15 protein-coding genes are annotated in these 16,992 nt (G+C 38.8%); 11 read left to right on the top strand and 4 right to left on the bottom strand.

Going from position 1 to position 16,992, the window contains the following annotated elements; genetic code table 11:
• Positions 1-143 precede the first annotated feature (143 nt).
• Both MHI48_RS03315 and MHI48_RS03320 read left to right on the top strand, forming a co-directional pair.
• Complete coding sequence (locus MHI48_RS03315; RefSeq protein WP_036668253.1) at positions 144-2,477, top strand: heavy metal translocating P-type ATPase; 2,334 nt, start codon at positions 144-146, stop codon at positions 2,475-2,477.
• A gap of 175 nt (positions 2,478-2,652) precedes the next feature.
• Complete coding sequence (locus MHI48_RS03320) at positions 2,653-3,039, top strand: SdpI family protein (protein WP_051449564.1); 387 nt, start codon at positions 2,653-2,655, stop codon at positions 3,037-3,039.
• Between the two features lie 925 nt (positions 3,040-3,964).
• Here the strand turns inward: MHI48_RS03320 and MHI48_RS03325 are convergent.
• From MHI48_RS03325 to MHI48_RS03340, 4 genes are all read right to left on the bottom strand, one after another.
• Positions 3,965-4,969: an LCP family protein gene (locus MHI48_RS03325; RefSeq protein WP_036614202.1), complete on the bottom strand. Its 1,005-nt coding sequence runs from the start codon at positions 4,967-4,969 to the stop codon at positions 3,965-3,967.
• A 103-nt stretch (positions 4,970-5,072) separates the two neighbouring features.
• Positions 5,073-5,510, bottom strand: coding sequence for a hypothetical protein (locus tag MHI48_RS03330; RefSeq protein WP_036614199.1), 438 nt, complete (start codon positions 5,508-5,510; stop codon positions 5,073-5,075).
• Positions 5,485-7,239, bottom strand: a complete 1,755-nt coding sequence (locus tag MHI48_RS03335; protein WP_036614196.1) for an ABC transporter ATP-binding protein — start codon at positions 7,237-7,239, stop codon at positions 5,485-5,487. The genes MHI48_RS03330 and MHI48_RS03335 overlap by 26 nt, the downstream gene beginning before the upstream one ends.
• A gap of 3 nt (positions 7,240-7,242) precedes the next feature.
• Complete coding sequence (locus tag MHI48_RS03340; protein WP_405142997.1) at positions 7,243-7,692, bottom strand: hypothetical protein; 450 nt, start codon at positions 7,690-7,692, stop codon at positions 7,243-7,245.
• Between the two features lie 332 nt (positions 7,693-8,024).
• On the opposite strand from MHI48_RS03340, the gene MHI48_RS03345 reads away from it, so the two are divergent.
• The 9 genes from MHI48_RS03345 (at position 8,025) to MHI48_RS03385 (ending at position 16,755) form a co-directional block, all read left to right on the top strand.
• A complete protein-coding gene (locus MHI48_RS03345; protein ID WP_405142999.1) occupies positions 8,025-8,681 on the top strand; it encodes a winged helix-turn-helix domain-containing protein in 657 nt (218 codons plus the stop codon).
• Positions 8,682-9,066: 385 nt separating this feature from the next.
• Positions 9,067-9,675: a winged helix-turn-helix domain-containing protein gene (locus MHI48_RS03350; protein ID WP_162158989.1), complete on the top strand. Its 609-nt coding sequence runs from the start codon at positions 9,067-9,069 to the stop codon at positions 9,673-9,675.
• A gap of 26 nt (positions 9,676-9,701) precedes the next feature.
• Positions 9,702-10,145 carry a hypothetical protein gene (locus tag MHI48_RS03355; protein ID WP_036614191.1) on the top strand — a complete coding sequence of 148 codons (444 nt, stop codon included), beginning with the start codon at positions 9,702-9,704 and terminating at the stop codon, positions 10,143-10,145.
• 256 nt (positions 10,146-10,401) lie between these two features.
• Positions 10,402-10,911, top strand: a complete 510-nt coding sequence (locus tag MHI48_RS03360; protein ID WP_036614188.1) for a MauE/DoxX family redox-associated membrane protein — start codon at positions 10,402-10,404, stop codon at positions 10,909-10,911.
• Positions 10,908-11,309, top strand: coding sequence for a hypothetical protein (locus MHI48_RS03365; protein WP_036614185.1), 402 nt, complete (start codon positions 10,908-10,910; stop codon positions 11,307-11,309). Before MHI48_RS03360 ends, MHI48_RS03365 begins: the two co-directional genes overlap by 4 nt.
• A gap of 1,443 nt (positions 11,310-12,752) precedes the next feature.
• Positions 12,753-13,205: a MerR family transcriptional regulator gene (locus tag MHI48_RS03370; RefSeq protein WP_036668251.1), complete on the top strand. Its 453-nt coding sequence runs from the start codon at positions 12,753-12,755 to the stop codon at positions 13,203-13,205.
• Between the two features lie 230 nt (positions 13,206-13,435).
• Positions 13,436-14,656 carry an MFS transporter gene (locus tag MHI48_RS03375; protein ID WP_036614180.1) on the top strand — a complete coding sequence of 407 codons (1,221 nt, stop codon included), beginning with the start codon at positions 13,436-13,438 and terminating at the stop codon, positions 14,654-14,656.
• A gap of 18 nt (positions 14,657-14,674) precedes the next feature.
• Positions 14,675-15,097, top strand: coding sequence for a universal stress protein (locus MHI48_RS03380; protein WP_036668248.1), 423 nt, complete (start codon positions 14,675-14,677; stop codon positions 15,095-15,097).
• 233 nt (positions 15,098-15,330) lie between these two features.
• Complete coding sequence (locus MHI48_RS03385; protein WP_405143003.1) at positions 15,331-16,755, top strand: aldehyde dehydrogenase family protein; 1,425 nt, start codon at positions 15,331-15,333, stop codon at positions 16,753-16,755.
• Positions 16,756-16,992 lie beyond the last annotated feature (237 nt).

The raw sequence follows: 16,992 nt of genomic DNA on the forward strand, positions 1-16,992 counted from the left end.
TGTATGAAAAATCAACAATGATTGTTGACACTCATGTTTAGGCGTGCATATAATAGGGGTAACCAAACATATGAATGAGTGCTCATATATTGAATGCAATTGAAATATAACATCGTTTTTGTACTGCAAAGGGGAGAATTCACATGGGAACCGGACAGGAACAGGTGAAAAGGGAACTGCTGCTTGATGGACTGGATTGTGCAAACTGTGCATTGAAGATTGAAAATGGCGTCAAAAAAATTAAGGGCATTAACGAATGCTCTGTCAATTTTGTTACCAAAACATTATCGCTGCACACCACTTCCGACATGGATGAACAGGTAGTGGAAGAAGCAAAGCGCAAAGTGCTTCGGCTGGAGCCGCATATTCGCATTTCGGAAAAAGGAAAACACGTGAACGGACATGTGCACACCCACACAGGAAGTGCAGCTGGTGCGCATAACCACAGTCATGACCATACTGGACATGATCATGGACATTCACATTCACATGGCAAACACTCGCATACTCATGATCAACATCAACATGGTCATACACATGAGCACGGGAGTCATGCTGGGCATGATCACAGCCATACCCATGATGATGCCCATGCAGGCCACTCGCATGAACATGGTGCAGGACAGACAAAAGTGTTGCTTGCTCGTCTTGCTGCAGGTTCTGTGTTGCTCGCAGCCGCAATCTGGTCGCCGCTGGAGGGCTGGGCACAGTTTACTCTATATGCGCTCGCCTATCTGATTGCCGGGGGAGATATCGTGCTCCAGGCGTCCAAAAACATCATCCGCGGTCAGGTATTCGATGAATACTTCCTGATGTCTGTCGCTACCTTGGGTGCCTTTGCTATTGGAGAGTATCCCGAAGGGGTAGCGGTCATGCTCTTTTATCAGCTCGGGGAGCTGTTTCAGGGCATGGCGGTTAATCGGTCACGCAAGTCGATTCAGTCATTGATGGACATTCGCCCGGACTACGCGAATATCCTGACGGGTTCGGGTGACGAGACCCGGCGTGTATCTCCGGAAGACGTACAGATTGGTGATCGTATTGTCGTGAAAGCAGGAGAGCGAGTACCGCTGGATGGTATCGTTAGAGCTGGGCGTTCCATGGTGGACACTTCTGCTCTGACAGGTGAATCGGTACCTCGTGAGCTGGAGCCCGGAAGTGATGTACTGAGTGGATTTGTGAACAAAAATGGTATGTTGACGATTGAAGTAACCAAAACGTTTGGTGAATCAACGGTATCCAAGATTTTGGACCTGGTGCAGAACGCGAGCAGCCGGAAAGCGAAAACAGAACATTTTATTAGTAAATTCGCCCGATATTACACACCGGTTGTTGTTATCCTTGCAGCCGTGATTGCATTTGTTCCGCCGTTGATACTTAGTGGTGCAACATTTGCCGACTGGATCTATCGTGCATTGGTCTTCCTGGTTATCTCATGTCCTTGTGCGCTCGTGGTCTCTATTCCACTTGGTTTCTTTGGTGGTATCGGAGCAGCTTCACGTAACGGGATTCTTGTCAAAGGCAGTAACTACCTTGAAGCGTTGAACGATGTGAAAGTTGTTGTTTTTGATAAAACGGGTACACTAACCAAAGGTGTATTCAAAGTAACAGCCATTCGTCCCGAAGGTGGACGCACGGAAGAAGAACTGATGGAGCTTGCAGCCATTGCCGAAGCCAATTCCAATCATCCGATTGCTGAATCCATTCGCGTAGCTTGGGCCAAAGCCATTCCCACGCAAGGTGTTGAAGGTTATGACGAAGTTGCCGGACATGGGATTAAGGTGAGCGTCGATGGTCGGGAAGTGCTGGCAGGCAACGCCAAATTAATGAAGCAGGCGGGTATATCCTATACCACACCAGAGACGGCTGGAACGATAGTCCACGTGGCTGAAGCTGGCACATATGTTGGTCATCTGATCATTGCCGATGAAGTGAAGGATGACGCAGCCGCGGCCATCCAGGCGCTGAAGAAACTCGGCATCCGCAAAACGGTCATGCTGACAGGTGATGCTAAAGCCGTAGGTGAAGCGGTAGGACGTGAGCTGGGTGTGGATGAGGTCTACGCTGAATTGTTACCACAGGACAAAGTCGAGCGACTGGAACAACTGGAAGCTGCCAAATCTCCGAAGGAGAAAATGGTGTTTGTCGGTGACGGTATCAACGATACACCTGTGCTGGCACGCGCCGATGTGGGTGTGGCCATGGGTGGACTTGGTTCAGATGCCGCGATTGAAGCGGCAGATGTGGTCATCATGACCGATGAACCGTCGAAACTAGCGAGTGCAATCCGCATTGCTAAGCGTACACGAATGATTGTGTGGCAAAATATCGCGTTTGCTCTGGGAGTTAAAGCGATCTTCCTGTTACTCGGTGTGTTTGGCATAGCTACCATGTGGGAAGCGGTATTCTCGGATGTCGGTGTCACGGTGCTAGCTGTCCTGAACGCCATGCGTGTACTTCGTGTGAAGAATATCTAAGTTTACGAAACGATCCAGGCGGCTCTTCGTATATACGTAGAGCCGTTTTTATATTTTTATGTAGATAAGTCTAACCAGACATTTACACGAGAACGGAGAGGACAGAGATGACCTGAAGAAGCGAAGCTACCATCGCAGGTTATTCTGTCATCGGAGTGTCAATGTGAGCAGGTCTATGGAAGACAACAGTGAAGGGGAGAACGTTTTGACAGGAGCAGTAGTAGGGATCATCATTGGAGTGTGTTATTTCATTCTGGGGTTGATGGTGTTCAAAAAACCACCGAAAATGATTAACGGAATATATGGTTATCGGACCCCGCGTGCAATGAGTAATCCCGAGTTATGGGACGAAGCGCAAAGTTATAGCGCCAATCTGATGATGCAATTTGGTGTGATTATTACGATATTCGGCATTATCGGTTTCTGGCTTACAGATGTACGAGCTTTGGTTCTGAGTCTGGTTGCTACAGGATTCTATACGTTCAGATTGTTTACCAGAGTTGAAGGCCGGTTGAAGCAAATGCAGCGTGCTCAACAGCAACAGAATGAGCAGAACGTTTAAGGTAAAGTGAATGAATAGTGTACAGAGGAAGACCTGCGTGTGAAGCGGGTCTTTTTTGTATGTACCAATCACGGGGACTAGTTAAGTGGTGAAAGTTCGCTGTTGGGGGAGTTAAGAACCCATAGGCAAAGAGCAAGGGTATCCATCGCGAGTTGGTATCCGTCGATGAAAGTTTCTAAAACAGTAGGAAGCACAGCTAAACTTCGGAAAGGAGGGATTAACGCAAAAGAAGAGTGCGGAACGCGAAGGATATGGTGGAACGTGCAGTCATGTAAAGATAACCGAAACGGACAGCACCAACGTAAACGATTCATAGGAAAGGCTGCTTGAGAAAATGTTAAAGCAAACACGGCGGAATTCTGTTTGAAGCGTAGAAATACCCAGTCCAAAAATGAACTTTGTACAGCCTATTTTCAGTCCTTATGCGAATGAACGCTAATCTAACTTGGCTAACCATGAAGAGGAAGAGAGTAGGGCTTATTAATAATATAAAGTTCCCATTAGTAACATTATCTCAATCAAATAATAATCAAACAGGATTGCATAAAGTATTGTTTATACAAAAAAGAATTTATTGTATTATTTAGTATTTTTTTATATATAATTTATGTTATTTTGTATTATGTGGATATATAATACATATTAGAAAGGAGCTGATTTATATGGCGGGATGTCCATCAGGTTGGACTTATACTAGTCAATGTAACGATCAATGGTCTTGTAACCTTAATCAAGTGTGCAGCACCGTACCAGTATTAGAATATACTTGGTACAGACACGAGTATCACAGATGCAGAAATAACAAAACAGGAGCAACTGACTGCTATTGGGCAGATAGTCATTATTCACAATGTTGCTAACGTGAATTAAACTAGTAGGGCTTATGCTCCTACTAGTTTTTTTGCTATTTCAACTAAAAACTCTATTAATCCATATTTTTAGGATGTAGAAGTCCCTCTTCATCAGAACTACCCAGCCAACTTGCAATAAGATCTTGGGCGTATTCTAAATCTTCAGAATCAATGTCATAATACCAAGTCGTTCCTCTCATTTTCCCATTACCTTGAAGCATATAATTTTCAAAGTTAGGAGAGGAATCCTTTAAGTAAACAGTTTCTGCTAAGTTCAGAATAAAATCAGAGTCCATATTAGTTGTGAAATTAGAACCAGCAATATCTATTAATTCTGGAATTTTAGAAATGTTTTTCAATTCCAAAGCTTTATCCATCAAAGCGCTGATAAAAATACGTTGACGTTCGGTACGTTTAAAATCAGAATCTTCACGGTAACGGACATAGGCTAAAGCATCTTGACCATAATAAATTGGCTTATGGGGTTCTATTCTTAATTTTTCATGAATAGGATTTTTGTTTTCAATTAATTCAGTTATCGGTAATTTAACTCCACCTATTGCATCAACAATGTCTTTCATCCCATTGAAATTTACAGCAGCATAGTAATTTACTTTATTTTTCAGAAGATTCTCCACGGTATCTATGGTCATTTTTGCTCCACCATGGGCATATGCAGAGTTTATTTTGGATGTTACATCTCTTCCGATAATATCGGTGTAAGTATCCCTAGGAATGGAGAGTAGTAGTATTTTATCCTCTTTAGGCCGTATTACAGAGTATATTATTGTATCTGACCGACTAGGTTCACCTTCACGTTGGTCGATACCAAGCAACAGTAAGGAAAAAGGTTCGCTCACTTCTACTTTAGGACTTTTGCTTTCATATCCCACGGGTTTGTATGATTTATCTAGCGTTTTTTTTACATCTTTCTTTAACACTGTATTAAACCCAAATACAGATAATTCTTTTCTAAATAAATAGGTTGAACCAGCGAGAAGAATAAGTGCTGTAAGAGTCAGTATAGCCCATTTTTTTTTATTAAATTTTTTATGTTTTTTTTGTTTCCTGGATACCATCAATTATGCCACTCCTTTAATAATGAATACAAATGGAAAGCGGGCTCTAGGAGAAAAATATATTTTCTCAAAGAAAACCCCGCTAAATTATAGATGAGAACAATCAAAAGTCAAAAGCAGTTATCATTTTCATAAATGAATTCACATCGTCAAATTCAGTTGTGCTGATTACTTGATGATTTTGATCAGTGTGATAACAGTAGGGCGTGCTAGGAACTTTATACTTCTCTACGAGCTCTTTTTTTGTAATCGCATATATGGTGAAACTCGAATTATAGTAAGTATCAAGTTCTTTGACTTCTTCAACCGTAGCAACGATATATAGGACTAGATTAATCTTTTCTTTATTGTGCTCTGCTGTACTAGCCTTTTGTATGGCTGTGATGACCTCAATACAATCTTGGCAAGTTAAGGATAAAAAAACAACATTGCTTTTTGGCTGACGGTCATGGTGAGGGAACATTTCTCCTGGTCGAAATGACTCTATTACATTTTCGCTTCCGTGTTGAGCATCCTTAAATAGTTGTTTGAACAAGCCCATTATATTCTTCCTCCATTTTTTGACTCTGATATAAGTTGTAATATGTTCCTCTTGAATTCATGAGTTGATGATGTGTACCAACTTCTACTATTCTCCCATTATCCATAACAATAATTCGATCAAAAAGTTTGCATAAATTTAAACGGTGAGTGATAAAAATTAAATTTTTTCTTCGTTCTTCTTGAATATACGTATTAATAAATTTGAATTCTGACTCCGGATCCAACGCGGAAGTGGCTTCATCTAGGATCATAAATTCGCAATCTTTATATAATGCTCGTGCTAAAGCAACCTTTTGCCACTGACCACCTGAAAGTTGTCTAGAACCTTCATATTCGTATCCCAATACAGTATTCAAATCAATATCAGGAATGAGGTTTGAATATGTTCTTTTAATGCTGAGAATCTTTTCAATATTAGGTTTATCAGAAAGAGAGATATTTTCTTTTAATGTAAAAGGGTATTTCATAAAATCCTGAGTTACCATAGAAAAATTGCTAAAATATGAGGTTGAATCTAACAATTTTATATCTATTCCACCAATAAAGACAGTTTGAGCTTCAATATCGTGTAATCCAGCAATAATTTTAGATAAAGTCGATTTTCCAGATCCATTACTGCCTACAATAGAGATTTTTTCTCCACTTTTAATATTTAGATGAATTCCATTAAGAGTTTTAAATTTTTGGTTAGGATACTGGAAGTTAAGGTTTTGTATGGATAAATCTTTTGATCTTATACTTACACTATCTTTACTTTCTATACCTATATTAGAATATTTTCCAAAAAAATCAACCAATTTCTTAGTTGATATATGATATTGCTTAATTTGTCTGTAATAACTTGCAACACCATAGAATGAGGATTCGATCATTGTAATTGCTGCTAAAAGTGAAATGTAATCTCCGAATGATATTATTTTATTCATTAATGCAAAGACTAGAACAGACTGATTTAACAGCAGGCCCAAGTTAGATTGAAGGCCAAGGATGAGTTTTTTTACAGACTCATGTCTTTTGTATTTTAATGTTTGTATAATTTCTTCTCTATACGATTGATCCCAATGGTTCAGTATAAAAGGCTTAGCAGAAAATATCAGTATTTCTTTAATAGCTAATGGTGTTAAGAGGAGGCTTTGAAGGATTGAACGTTTTCTAGAAACTTCTGTAGTTTGTTCGACAAATTGATAATCTTTCACTGCCAATTTAGATTCAGTGAGCAATTTAGGTAAGTTGAGCAATAATATTATAAAGGGAAGAAACCAAATTTTCTGAAATATAACAACGAAATAGAAAGTTATGGAGAATAAAAGACTAACAAATTGTAGAAAAGATAAAGTTAAACCTGATATAGAATCGAATCCATACTTTGCGATGTTCAATTCATTTTGATACTTAGGCGTTTCTACATTTGTAATAGTTTGTGGATTAATTTTATTTAAGAATATGGTGTCCAGATTAAAGCTCATTTGAATACGTACTTTATCTTGAAAGTATGTATTAATGACTTTGATTAAATTCATGCCAATATACACTGAAAAAAGAAGACCCATCCATAGAACAACTTGTTGGGAATTAATTGAATTACTTACTAACGTATCTGTTAAATGTTTTGTTACTTCTATCTGACTTGTAGAAAGCAATGCAGTTAACAAGCCTAACACAAGAATTGTCACGTACAATCTCCAAGAATTATGATGAATTTCTTTTTTTAATAAATTAAACTTCATAATCTACCTCATAATTTCCAATTGCAAAGGTTCTATCAGATCCTGAAATGAATTCATATCTTGAACAGAATGTGTAGTGACAATTTTCATATTACAATCAATTGCGAAACCAACAGGTAAAAATCTCATTTTCAAGTATTTATTCATGATATGAGGTGGAACTAAATAGAATTGAGCCCTTTCTTTAAAGTGATTGATTAACATTCCGATGCTAGATGGATCGGAGTCTAAAAGAACTACGATATTTAGATCATGATTCATCTCAGTATACTTATCAATAACTTCTAGTGTTTGTTCACACAAGTCGCAATGAGTGCTTGCTAAAAATAGTATTAAATGATCTTCAATTAAGTCATGTAAGTTGGTGTGGTCAGAGAGAGGCATGTTTGGTAAAAAATCATCAATTTTGAGAATATCTAAGTCATATTTTTTCAAGAATTCAGGCTTTTCCATTTAATATCGCTCCTAAGTTTTTAATTATCATCATAAGGAGAAACCAAACATTCTTACATAAATAAGCCCTAAATTTTATATAATATTAATTATTTTGTTGAAAATATAGACTTTATTGTTAATTATGTGTTAATTATTATATATTGATAGAGTATAAACCAGGATTTAGTATATAGCTTCATAATATATGCTAGTACTGATTCCTAAACTTAATCTCTTTGTATGAATTAAAGATAAATATAAAATTTAATTTTTATCCATAAGATAAACAATGTCATCATTGCTGCCTTTCTCTCTTCAAACAAAGAATTGCAGAATCCGCACAGAGTGTCGTGACTACAATCAAAGGAGGGATTTTATTGTCGACACTTATATGGAAGGATTATTCAGTTATATACACCGCACAAATTAACACACTACTATTAGAGACGGGAGGATTCATTATTGTTTCTGATGTTCATTCGTTTCTAAGTGTTGATCAGAACTACATTAGGTGCATCATCCTTGATTGTCCAAATTTCTCAATTAATGATTTCATTTTTCTAAGAAGAAAAGTGAAACAAGGTATAGATATAATTGTTATTGATCAAGACTGGAATAAGGAATTACATAATTTCTTGAAGAATCAGCGTTACCAATTAAAAAAAAGAGAAGCTGCATTTAATGAATTTAATTCTTCATCGTTTTGTTGTGAAGAAATGATTCAAATAAACAAAATGAATAGATCAGTGATTATTCAAGGAAACATCGAAGTTGAAATGACTAAAAAGGAATTTAATCTATTTTATTTTCTATTTGAAAATAAAGGACAGATTATTAATACAGAGGAAATAATAAAAAGAGTTTGGTCAGGGCTAACTTCCGAAGCAAATGTATACATGACTATTCAAAAGATCAGAAACAAGGTCGAAATCAATCCTAAGTCTCCTGAACTATTAGTCACTAAAAAAGGAGGGGGATACATTTTTAATTATCCAAATCAAATTTAGGATAAATTTATAGATTTATACAATTGTTTTTTTATAAACTTATGAATGTAAATGACAGAATAAATGAGAGGAGGTAATAGAATGGCATGTCCTTCTGGATGGACTCGTATTGGAACATGTACTGACTATTCTTGTAGTACATCTTCTTGTGACAATCCCGCTTATGCTGGATTTGTAATCCAATATAAGCATACTTATGACCGTTGCTCTCAAAGTGGAACAACGAAATGCTACTATGTGACTAGTACTTTTGAAGATTGCGAGTGTAGATAATAAAAATTAAGAAAGAACGCCTGCAATATACCGCAGGTGTTCTTTAATTACTAGGATTTTTGGAATGCATGTAAAGCTAATGACTATGTACCAACCGAGAAATGGAGTTCATATGAAAATTTTATTGTGGACCGATAACCTAAGTTTCCTAGCATATGTACAATCATTATTTAATGGAGCGTCTATTATTACTGTTAGTAGCAAAGATGATTTGCAAAAAATTCATTTAGGTGAAATAGAGAAAATAATTCTTCATTTATCAATGGTTAGGAAAGAACATGAATTGCAATATTTAATAAATTTATACTTAGGGGCTATAGCGGATATTTATCTGTATTATGATTCGACTAATTGTGTTGATAAGACATTTAGAATTCTTGGTAAAATTGGAATAAATGTTCAAAAAAATGTTTTGCTGAATACAAAAAAAAGTATTTATGCTTCAAAATTACATTTAGATTTTGACAGAAAAGCTGTCTTAAAAAATAATAAATGTATTGATTTAAGTTCTAGGGAATATCAAGTTCTTCAATTTCTCATTAATCATTGTAATAGTGTTGTTTATACAACCGAACTCTTGAAATCTGTTTGGAAAGGCTTTGGTTGTGAAGCTAATGTTTATATGACTATACAAAAAATAAGAAAAAAAATAGAGGAAAATCCAAAAAAACCTAAATATTTATTAACCAGAAATGGTGGCGGTTATATTCTGAAATTATAAAAATTGAAATAAAGGAAGGATTAATCATGAATTTACCATTTAAAAAAATGAATTATAGACCCTCAGTACTTCAAGTTGGTGAACTGCTGCCGAATGTACTAATTCATGAGAAAACAACATATCTATATGACTTTATTAAAGATGAGTATCTAATGATACTATTATTAAGTGTGTCTTGTAGATCTTGTGAGAGTGCACTCGAGTCTTTGGTTGAATTCAGTAAAGAACATACAGATGCTAACGTCCTTATTTTAATTGATGCTCCAGAACGAGAGAAAGAACTTTTAGAAACCATTTTTAAAAGTTATCAAATCTGTTCCTTCAGCTCAGAAGCAATGAAAGAACAACTTAATACAGGTACCATACCATGGTTATACAGTATTGATAAAGAAGGCTTTATCATAAAAAGCTACGTTTGTGGTCTGGATTATTACAATTTAGCAATACCACCATACTTTGATTATTCATAAACGTAAGGCCTACTTACTGTAACAACGCTCAGTTAATTGGAGTGTTAGTAGAAACAGCTATCTTCATACAATCGTAATACGTATGCTAACAGTAGAGTTTTCCTCTGATTAGCGAAGATTTTTATGATTAGACGCAAAGGCGACTGAATTTCAAGATAAATTGTTTTTTGAAATTTTTCACGTTACAAAATAGAGAACTTTTATGGTGGAACCTAAAATGTATGTTTGTCTTTCGATCTGATTACAGGAGGTCATAATGGGATTAACATTGATTCTTATAGATTATTTTTTTTCTTTTATCTTTTTCGTTTCCTTTTATTTCAAAGCAAGAAATATTTTTAACTTTTCATATGAAATCAAGAGTTACAACATTGTTCCGTCATCTTTAGCTCAAGTGGCTGCTGTCACTGTAATTATATTGGAGTTCCTGTTAGCAATCCTATATGCATTTCACGTTCTTAATCCATATAAAGAAGTTGCAACAATATGTTTATTCATATTTTTCACAATTATTACTTACAGGAAGAAACGTGAAAGCGGAATAGAATCATGTAATTGTTTTGGGAAAGTGAGCTTTCTAAATAAAAACCCAATTTTGCGAAATATATTTTTTATTGTTCTATCGTTAGTTCAAATCATTATTTCAAATCAACAAAGAGACATCAGACATTCACTATATTTATTATTGGCGTACAGTATTTTTATTGTGATTTTTGATATTTGGGATACTTTGAAAAAAATCAAGAAACTGGGGCCAAGTTTATGAATATTCTAATAATAGGTATTGTTCTAGTTGCATTAATTATTGTTTTGATTTTGATTAATCAAAACTTAAAAGATATGCAGAAGGCGTTATTGTCCAAATGTGTTTCTCAACTTAACCTAAGTAGTACTGATTCTTATAACTTCATTTTTTTAAACTATCGAGCGCAGGAATTCCAAAGTATTGAAGAAAAGTTGGCTATTGGAACATTTCAAAACACAATAGTTATCTTTGATGGTCCTGAATGGTTATTTAAAACCAAACAGAAAAAATTTAAACATATTAATTTATTACATGCCTCTACTGTTATGGTTGAACCGTCAATCTATAAAACTAACGTTGCTTACATTCTAAATGGAAGAAAATTAAAAATAATTGAAAATGCAAATAATTACTTATAAAAGATTTAGATATTATTTATTTCCAAATCTTAAATGTGGAATATAATAGGAATATCCCTAGTATAAGTTTTATATTATTATGATTGGAATACAGGGATATCGTTTCTTTGAATTAATTAAACTATTATTAAGAGGAGGAAATAGAATGGCTGGGTGTCCGAGTGGTTGGTCTTATGTAGGGAAATGTAACCAAAATAGAACATGTGAAGACGGTTGTGATATCTGGGGAATAGGGTATGTTCATAATTATGACCGCTGCAAAAATTCATCCGGAACTACAAATTGTTTTTATGTGAGTTCAGATTATGAAGGCTGTGACTGTAAACATCCTTAAGTCTAGTTTACAAGTTTCGTCGAAATGATCGTTATAAGAGTAGTAGGAGACCTTTTCATCAAGATATAAATCATCTAAATTCTCTTCTCAAGTCAAGTTCTTTTCGAAAGTAAAGGACTTGACTTGCTCTTTGAATCATATAGTAAGTTTCGTCATTTGGAAGTACTACTGATTCCGTCCTTATCTGTTCCATATGTAAATACATACGAATGAGTGTTACAGATTTATAAAGAGTAGTCTATGTTAGAAGATAAATCGTATGGGGCAGTTTTGGGAAGTATGAACAATAGTTAAAAAGCTTTTTGTTATCTAACTATATATTTAAATTATTGAAAGATGAGTAGGAGGTTTAACTATAGAATATTATTATGAAAATTATAGAAATAATTGAAGTTCTCTCGATAAGCGACGAACCTTTTTGTGATTCACCACGAAGCCTTCCTTTCCTAACGCGTTTCGCATACGTCAGTAGCCAGAATAAGGACGAAGCTGGTGAATACCTAAAAAAATATGTGCTTTTATATGTGCATCCCAATCTACTTGTTTTTCTCTTAGGACAACACTCTTCATCCGTTTGTAGTGACCTGCGCGATGAATTTAAGCAATTTTACACACCCAACCACAGTGCCCACTTGTTTATTCCTTGAACGGGCTGGCATTGGGCTTCAAAATCCAGCTTCCCTCTCCGTGCAAATTCGTGTTGAGCTTTTTAGAAATATTCTACCTGCGCTTTCAGATAAGCCGTTTCTTCTTCTGCACTAAAAAGGTTCTTCGTCCAACGTCCACGATAGTTCTCAGAACCCTCTCTGTTTTGGTTATTGCGAACCTAACCTCAGAAAATCTGATTCATATTCTTTTCTGTGTATTTACTGACAACTCAAGACGTAAATTTAAATACGGCCATATGCTGAACAACACGTAGGGTGTTGTGAGAGGTCGGCTATTCAACGAATGGGTAATCTCCTATTCAATTGAAGATAGAGAAGCGAAGAGGATGTTAAACTCGCTAAGACTTCATACACAAAATCTAACGTTGACGTTAACGTTAATATTATATATAATTATGTACATAACATTATAGACATATAAAAAGAAGTAGAGGTGAAGGAATGAGTTTATATAAAATCGACGACGCAGCCAAGGAATGTGGTTTGACCAAGCGAACCATTCGGTATTATGAAGAGATTGGTGTCATGCCTTCACCTCAGCGGACAGATGGCGGTACGCGGTTGTACACTCGGGAGGATATCGATTATCTGAAAAAGGTGGTTCGCGCCAAAGAGGTACTTGGATTCTCCCTTCAGGAGTTACATACCTATGTGGCAACAGCAGATGCCTTGAACGAACAACGTTTTGACTACCAGCAGACGACCGAAGTAAGAGAACGGATCGAGAAGCTTACCGCGATGGAAACAACGCTGGATGGTCAGCTGCAACTGATTGAGCAGAAACTTCAGAGCATACATGCCGTACAGACTGAACTGGAAGAGCTGCGTGAACGCGTTCGGAGCGGTATTCAGAAGTTACAGGCACATGATCTGCAGGGTGATGAAGACGGCTAACCGAATTAGTATCTATTTTCAAATAAACAAAACTGTATACACATAATCGCTACATGGAGTGAGCACCATAGTACCTGTGGCGATCCTGTACAAACACCGGATGTTTCGGTGTCATTTGTGCCTTTTTGTTACCTCTAATTCTGAAAATGTATAGAATGTTTTCATTATTTTCACGGTTGTTTTCAAATGAAAAATTTCACCACATAAATTATTCACAGGAGGAATTACGTATGAAAAGAGAGCCATCATTACCGGACGAATTGCCTTCATCACGTGGGGGCCTGTTATCCCAGCCGCGAGCGGTATGGGCGGTTGCTTTTGCATGTATCATATCTTTTATGGGTCTGGGTCTGGTTGACCCGATTCTGCCCGCCATTGCAGATCAGTTGCATGCTTCGAAAAGCCAGGTGTCACTGCTATTTACCAGTTATAACGCTGTAACCGGGGTAGCGATGCTGATTACAGGTGTCGTATCCAGCCGGATTGGTGTGAAGTGGACGCTGCTCAGCGGTATATTGTTGATTATTATCTTCTCGTTCCTCGGCGGTACCTCAGACACGGTAGGTGCACTGGTTGGTTACCGTGGCGGTTGGGGACTGGGTAATGCCTTGTTCATCGCAACGGCGTTATCTGCCATTGTGGGACTGTCCACGTCGGGGACAGCCAAAGCGATTATTTTGTACGAAGCAGCGCTTGGTCTCGGGATTGCGGTTGGACCGCTGCTTGGTGGTGAGCTAGGTTCCATCTCTTGGCGTGGCCCGTTTTATGGGGTGGCTGTTCTGATGGCGATTGCCTTTATCAGCATTACATTTATGTTGCCCAAGATGGCCAAACCGAAAACACGCAGTTCTTTGTCCGATCCGTTTAAAGCATTAAGTTATCCTTCACTGAAAACATTGGCGATTACCGCCTTCCTGTATAACTTTGGTTTCTTTACCTTGATGGCTTATTCACCATATGTCATGAATCTGGATGAGCACGGCTTGGGTTATGTATTCTTTGGCTGGGGACTGATGCTGGCGATTACGTCGGTATTCGTGGCACCAAGATTACAACGCCGATTCGGATCGGTTCCGTCCATGAGTGTCATGCTTACATTGTTCGCGATTGATCTGGTTGTTATGGCAGTAGGTACGGTGATGGGTTCACCAACTACCGTTATTGTGGCAGTCATTGTAGCGGGGATTTTCCTTGGGATTAACAACACGTTAATTACAACGGCTGTTATGGAAGCTGCACCTGTAGAGCGTTCTGTTGCTTCTGCTGCATACAGCTTCGTTCGTTTCCTGGGTGGTGCACTTGCTCCATGGCTTGCGGGTAAATTGTCCGAGTGGTTCCTGCCGGAAACGCCGTTTTATTTTGGTGCATTAATGGTTCTGGTTGGAGTCGTGGTACTGCTGGTGCGCCGTCATCATCTGCGGGATATCGATTCCGCCATTACATCTCATTAATTCACAGGAGGAATTGCAATGTTGAAACGTATATTGGTTGCTGTTGATGGTTCGGATCATGCGCATAAGGCTTTGGAGCAAGCACTGATCCTGGCTGAAAATATGAAACAACCCGCAAGTCTGTTGATCGTGCATGTGAATCCGGCTATCTCTATCAATGAACCTGCATTGGGTGTTGATCTGGAAGCTCGGATTGCCGAAGAAGGGCAACATATTATAGAACCGGTGACTAATCAGTTGTCCGGGCGTGACATTGCATATGAAACGCTGTTGATTGCAGGTGATCCCGTTAATGAGATCTGCCGTGTGGCGCGTGAACGAGATTGTGGAATGATCGTGATGGGCGCGGCTGGGAAAGGTATGATCGCAGAGATGATCGTGGGCAGTGTCAGTCATAGCGTGTTAAAACATGCAGAATGCCCCGTCCTGACGGTTAAATAGGTTGTGAAATCCTTTATAATGCAATAGCTCAAGATTGCCACAATGGCTCATCAGGCACGTTACAAGCTATGATTGCCGAATACCGTAGTGGGTTGATGGCACGGAAATAGTGTATAAATAGATTATATAAATTGAACTGAACTTTTACATGAGACTATGGTTGTTCTGTCATCGAAGTGGCAGTGTAATATTCTTAAGTTCAATAGGCTCTAAAAGGATGGAGGATGCAGCATATGAAAAAACAACATCTGTTTATCGGTGGCCAACCGACCGAATCTGTAGATTATAAAACACTTCAAGCACCATACTCCGGGGAAACGCTGGCAGAAGTCTCTTCGGCTTCAGCCGAGGAAGCGGAGGCTGCTGTTGCAGCTGCGGTTCAAGCTGGGAAGGCAATGCGCCAGATGCCTGCACATCAGCGTGCAGATATTCTGTACAAGTTGTCCTCCATGCTTGAAGAACGCAAGGAAGAAGCAGCGCGAATCATTGCGCTTGAAGCGGCGAAGCCAATTACGGCAGCACTGGCCGAGGTTGACCGGACGGTGGAAACATATCGTTTTGCCGCTGAGGAAGCCAAGCGGCTGACCGGAGAGACGGTTCCGATGGATGCAGCCAAAGGTGGAGAAGGACGTATCGGTTATACGATGCGGCAACCTCTAGGTGTCATCGGTGCGATTACGCCGTTTAATTTTCCAATGAATCTGGTAGCCCACAAAGTAGGCCCAGCGCTGGCAGCGGGCAATACGATCGTACTCAAACCTGCGGAACAGACGCCTCTGTCTTCCTATTACATCGCTAATCTGCTTCAGGAAGCCGGACTGCCGGATGGTGCACTGAACGTGGTGAGTGGTGATGGCAAAACCATTGGTGATGTGCTTGTGGAGCACCCCCGTGTTGCTCATATTACGTTTACAGGCAGTCCAGCGGTAGGGACGAGCATTCGTAGCAAAGCAGGACTAAAACGCGTGACATTGGAGCTAGGGTCGAATGCAGCGGTGATTGTGGATAAGGACGCAGATCTGGACAAAGTGGTTCCTCGATGTGTGACCGGTGCTTTCACGTATCAGGGACAGGTATGTATCTCGCTACAGCGGATTTACGTACATCGTGATATTTCGGATGAGTTCATTCGGCGTTTCGCTGAAGCGGCTAAACAAGTGGTGGTCGGAGACCCGCTGAGACCGGATACGGTGGTCTCTGCGCTGATTACCTCCAAGGATGTACAGCGTACACTCGACTGGATTGAAGAAGCCAAACAGGCAGGGGCTGAGGTGGCAGCAGGCGGTCAAGCTGAAGGAGGCATTCTTCGTCCAACGGTATTGATTAACGTTCCGCGTGATGCCAAGGTATCCTGTCAGGAAGTGTTTGCACCCATCGTTGTGATCAATACGGTAGATTCCGTTGAAGAGGGTATTGAACATGTTAACGATTCGATATACGGGCTTCAGGCAGGCGTATTTACAAACGATATCCATACCGCCCTCCATGCTGTCGATCAGATTGAAGCAGGCGGAGTTATGATTAATGATATTCCGACGTTCCGAGTGGATCATATGCCCTATGGTGGGGTGAAACAGAGTGGTATCGGACGTGAAGGTGTAAAATATGCTGTAGAGGAAATGACAGAATTGAAATTTGTTATGTTTAACAAAGGGTGATTCTCTTCCATTATTTTACTCGATATACCGTATTCCAATGAAAACATAATCACACACGCCTGTGCCAGAATAATGGCACAGGTTTTTTTATATGAAGATCATGGAAAAAGTTTTCAAAAATACATGCGGATTCTTCGCCGACTGCGGGTTCACATCTGATGAGACGGGTATAACATAGTTAACATACCGCAACATAACTGACCAAACGCCGCTCATATCACTGAAGCATGATGTACC

Source organism: Paenibacillus sp. FSL H7-0942, assembly GCF_045040715.1.
Lineage (GTDB): Bacteria > Bacillota > Bacilli > Paenibacillales > Paenibacillaceae > Paenibacillus > Paenibacillus amylolyticus.

Bases quoted from the DNA above. Each gene is read 5' to 3' on its own strand.
- MHI48_RS03375 (WP_036614180.1), top strand. From the start codon at position 13,436: ATGAAAAGAGAGCCATCATTACCGGACGAATTGCCTTCATCACGTGGG.
- MHI48_RS03350 (WP_162158989.1), top strand. From the start codon at position 9,067: ATGAAAATTTTATTGTGGACCGATAACCTAAGTTTCCTAGCATATGTA.
- MHI48_RS03370 (WP_036668251.1), top strand. From the start codon at position 12,753: ATGAGTTTATATAAAATCGACGACGCAGCCAAGGAATGTGGTTTGACC.
- MHI48_RS03385 (WP_405143003.1), top strand. From the start codon at position 15,331: ATGAAAAAACAACATCTGTTTATCGGTGGCCAACCGACCGAATCTGTA.
- MHI48_RS03325 (WP_036614202.1), bottom strand. From the start codon at position 4,969: ATGGTATCCAGGAAACAAAAAAAACATAAAAAATTTAATAAAAAAAAA.
- MHI48_RS03320 (WP_051449564.1), top strand. From the start codon at position 2,653: ATGGAAGACAACAGTGAAGGGGAGAACGTTTTGACAGGAGCAGTAGTA.
- MHI48_RS03335 (WP_036614196.1), bottom strand. From the start codon at position 7,239: ATGAAGTTTAATTTATTAAAAAAAGAAATTCATCATAATTCTTGGAGA.
- MHI48_RS03365 (WP_036614185.1), top strand. From the start codon at position 10,908: ATGAATATTCTAATAATAGGTATTGTTCTAGTTGCATTAATTATTGTT.
- MHI48_RS03340 (WP_405142997.1), bottom strand. From the start codon at position 7,692: ATGGAAAAGCCTGAATTCTTGAAAAAATATGACTTAGATATTCTCAAA.
- MHI48_RS03355 (WP_036614191.1), top strand. From the start codon at position 9,702: ATGAATTTACCATTTAAAAAAATGAATTATAGACCCTCAGTACTTCAA.
- MHI48_RS03330 (WP_036614199.1), bottom strand. From the start codon at position 5,510: ATGGGCTTGTTCAAACAACTATTTAAGGATGCTCAACACGGAAGCGAA.
- MHI48_RS03315 (WP_036668253.1), top strand. From the start codon at position 144: ATGGGAACCGGACAGGAACAGGTGAAAAGGGAACTGCTGCTTGATGGA.
- MHI48_RS03360 (WP_036614188.1), top strand. From the start codon at position 10,402: ATGGGATTAACATTGATTCTTATAGATTATTTTTTTTCTTTTATCTTT.
- MHI48_RS03380 (WP_036668248.1), top strand. From the start codon at position 14,675: ATGTTGAAACGTATATTGGTTGCTGTTGATGGTTCGGATCATGCGCAT.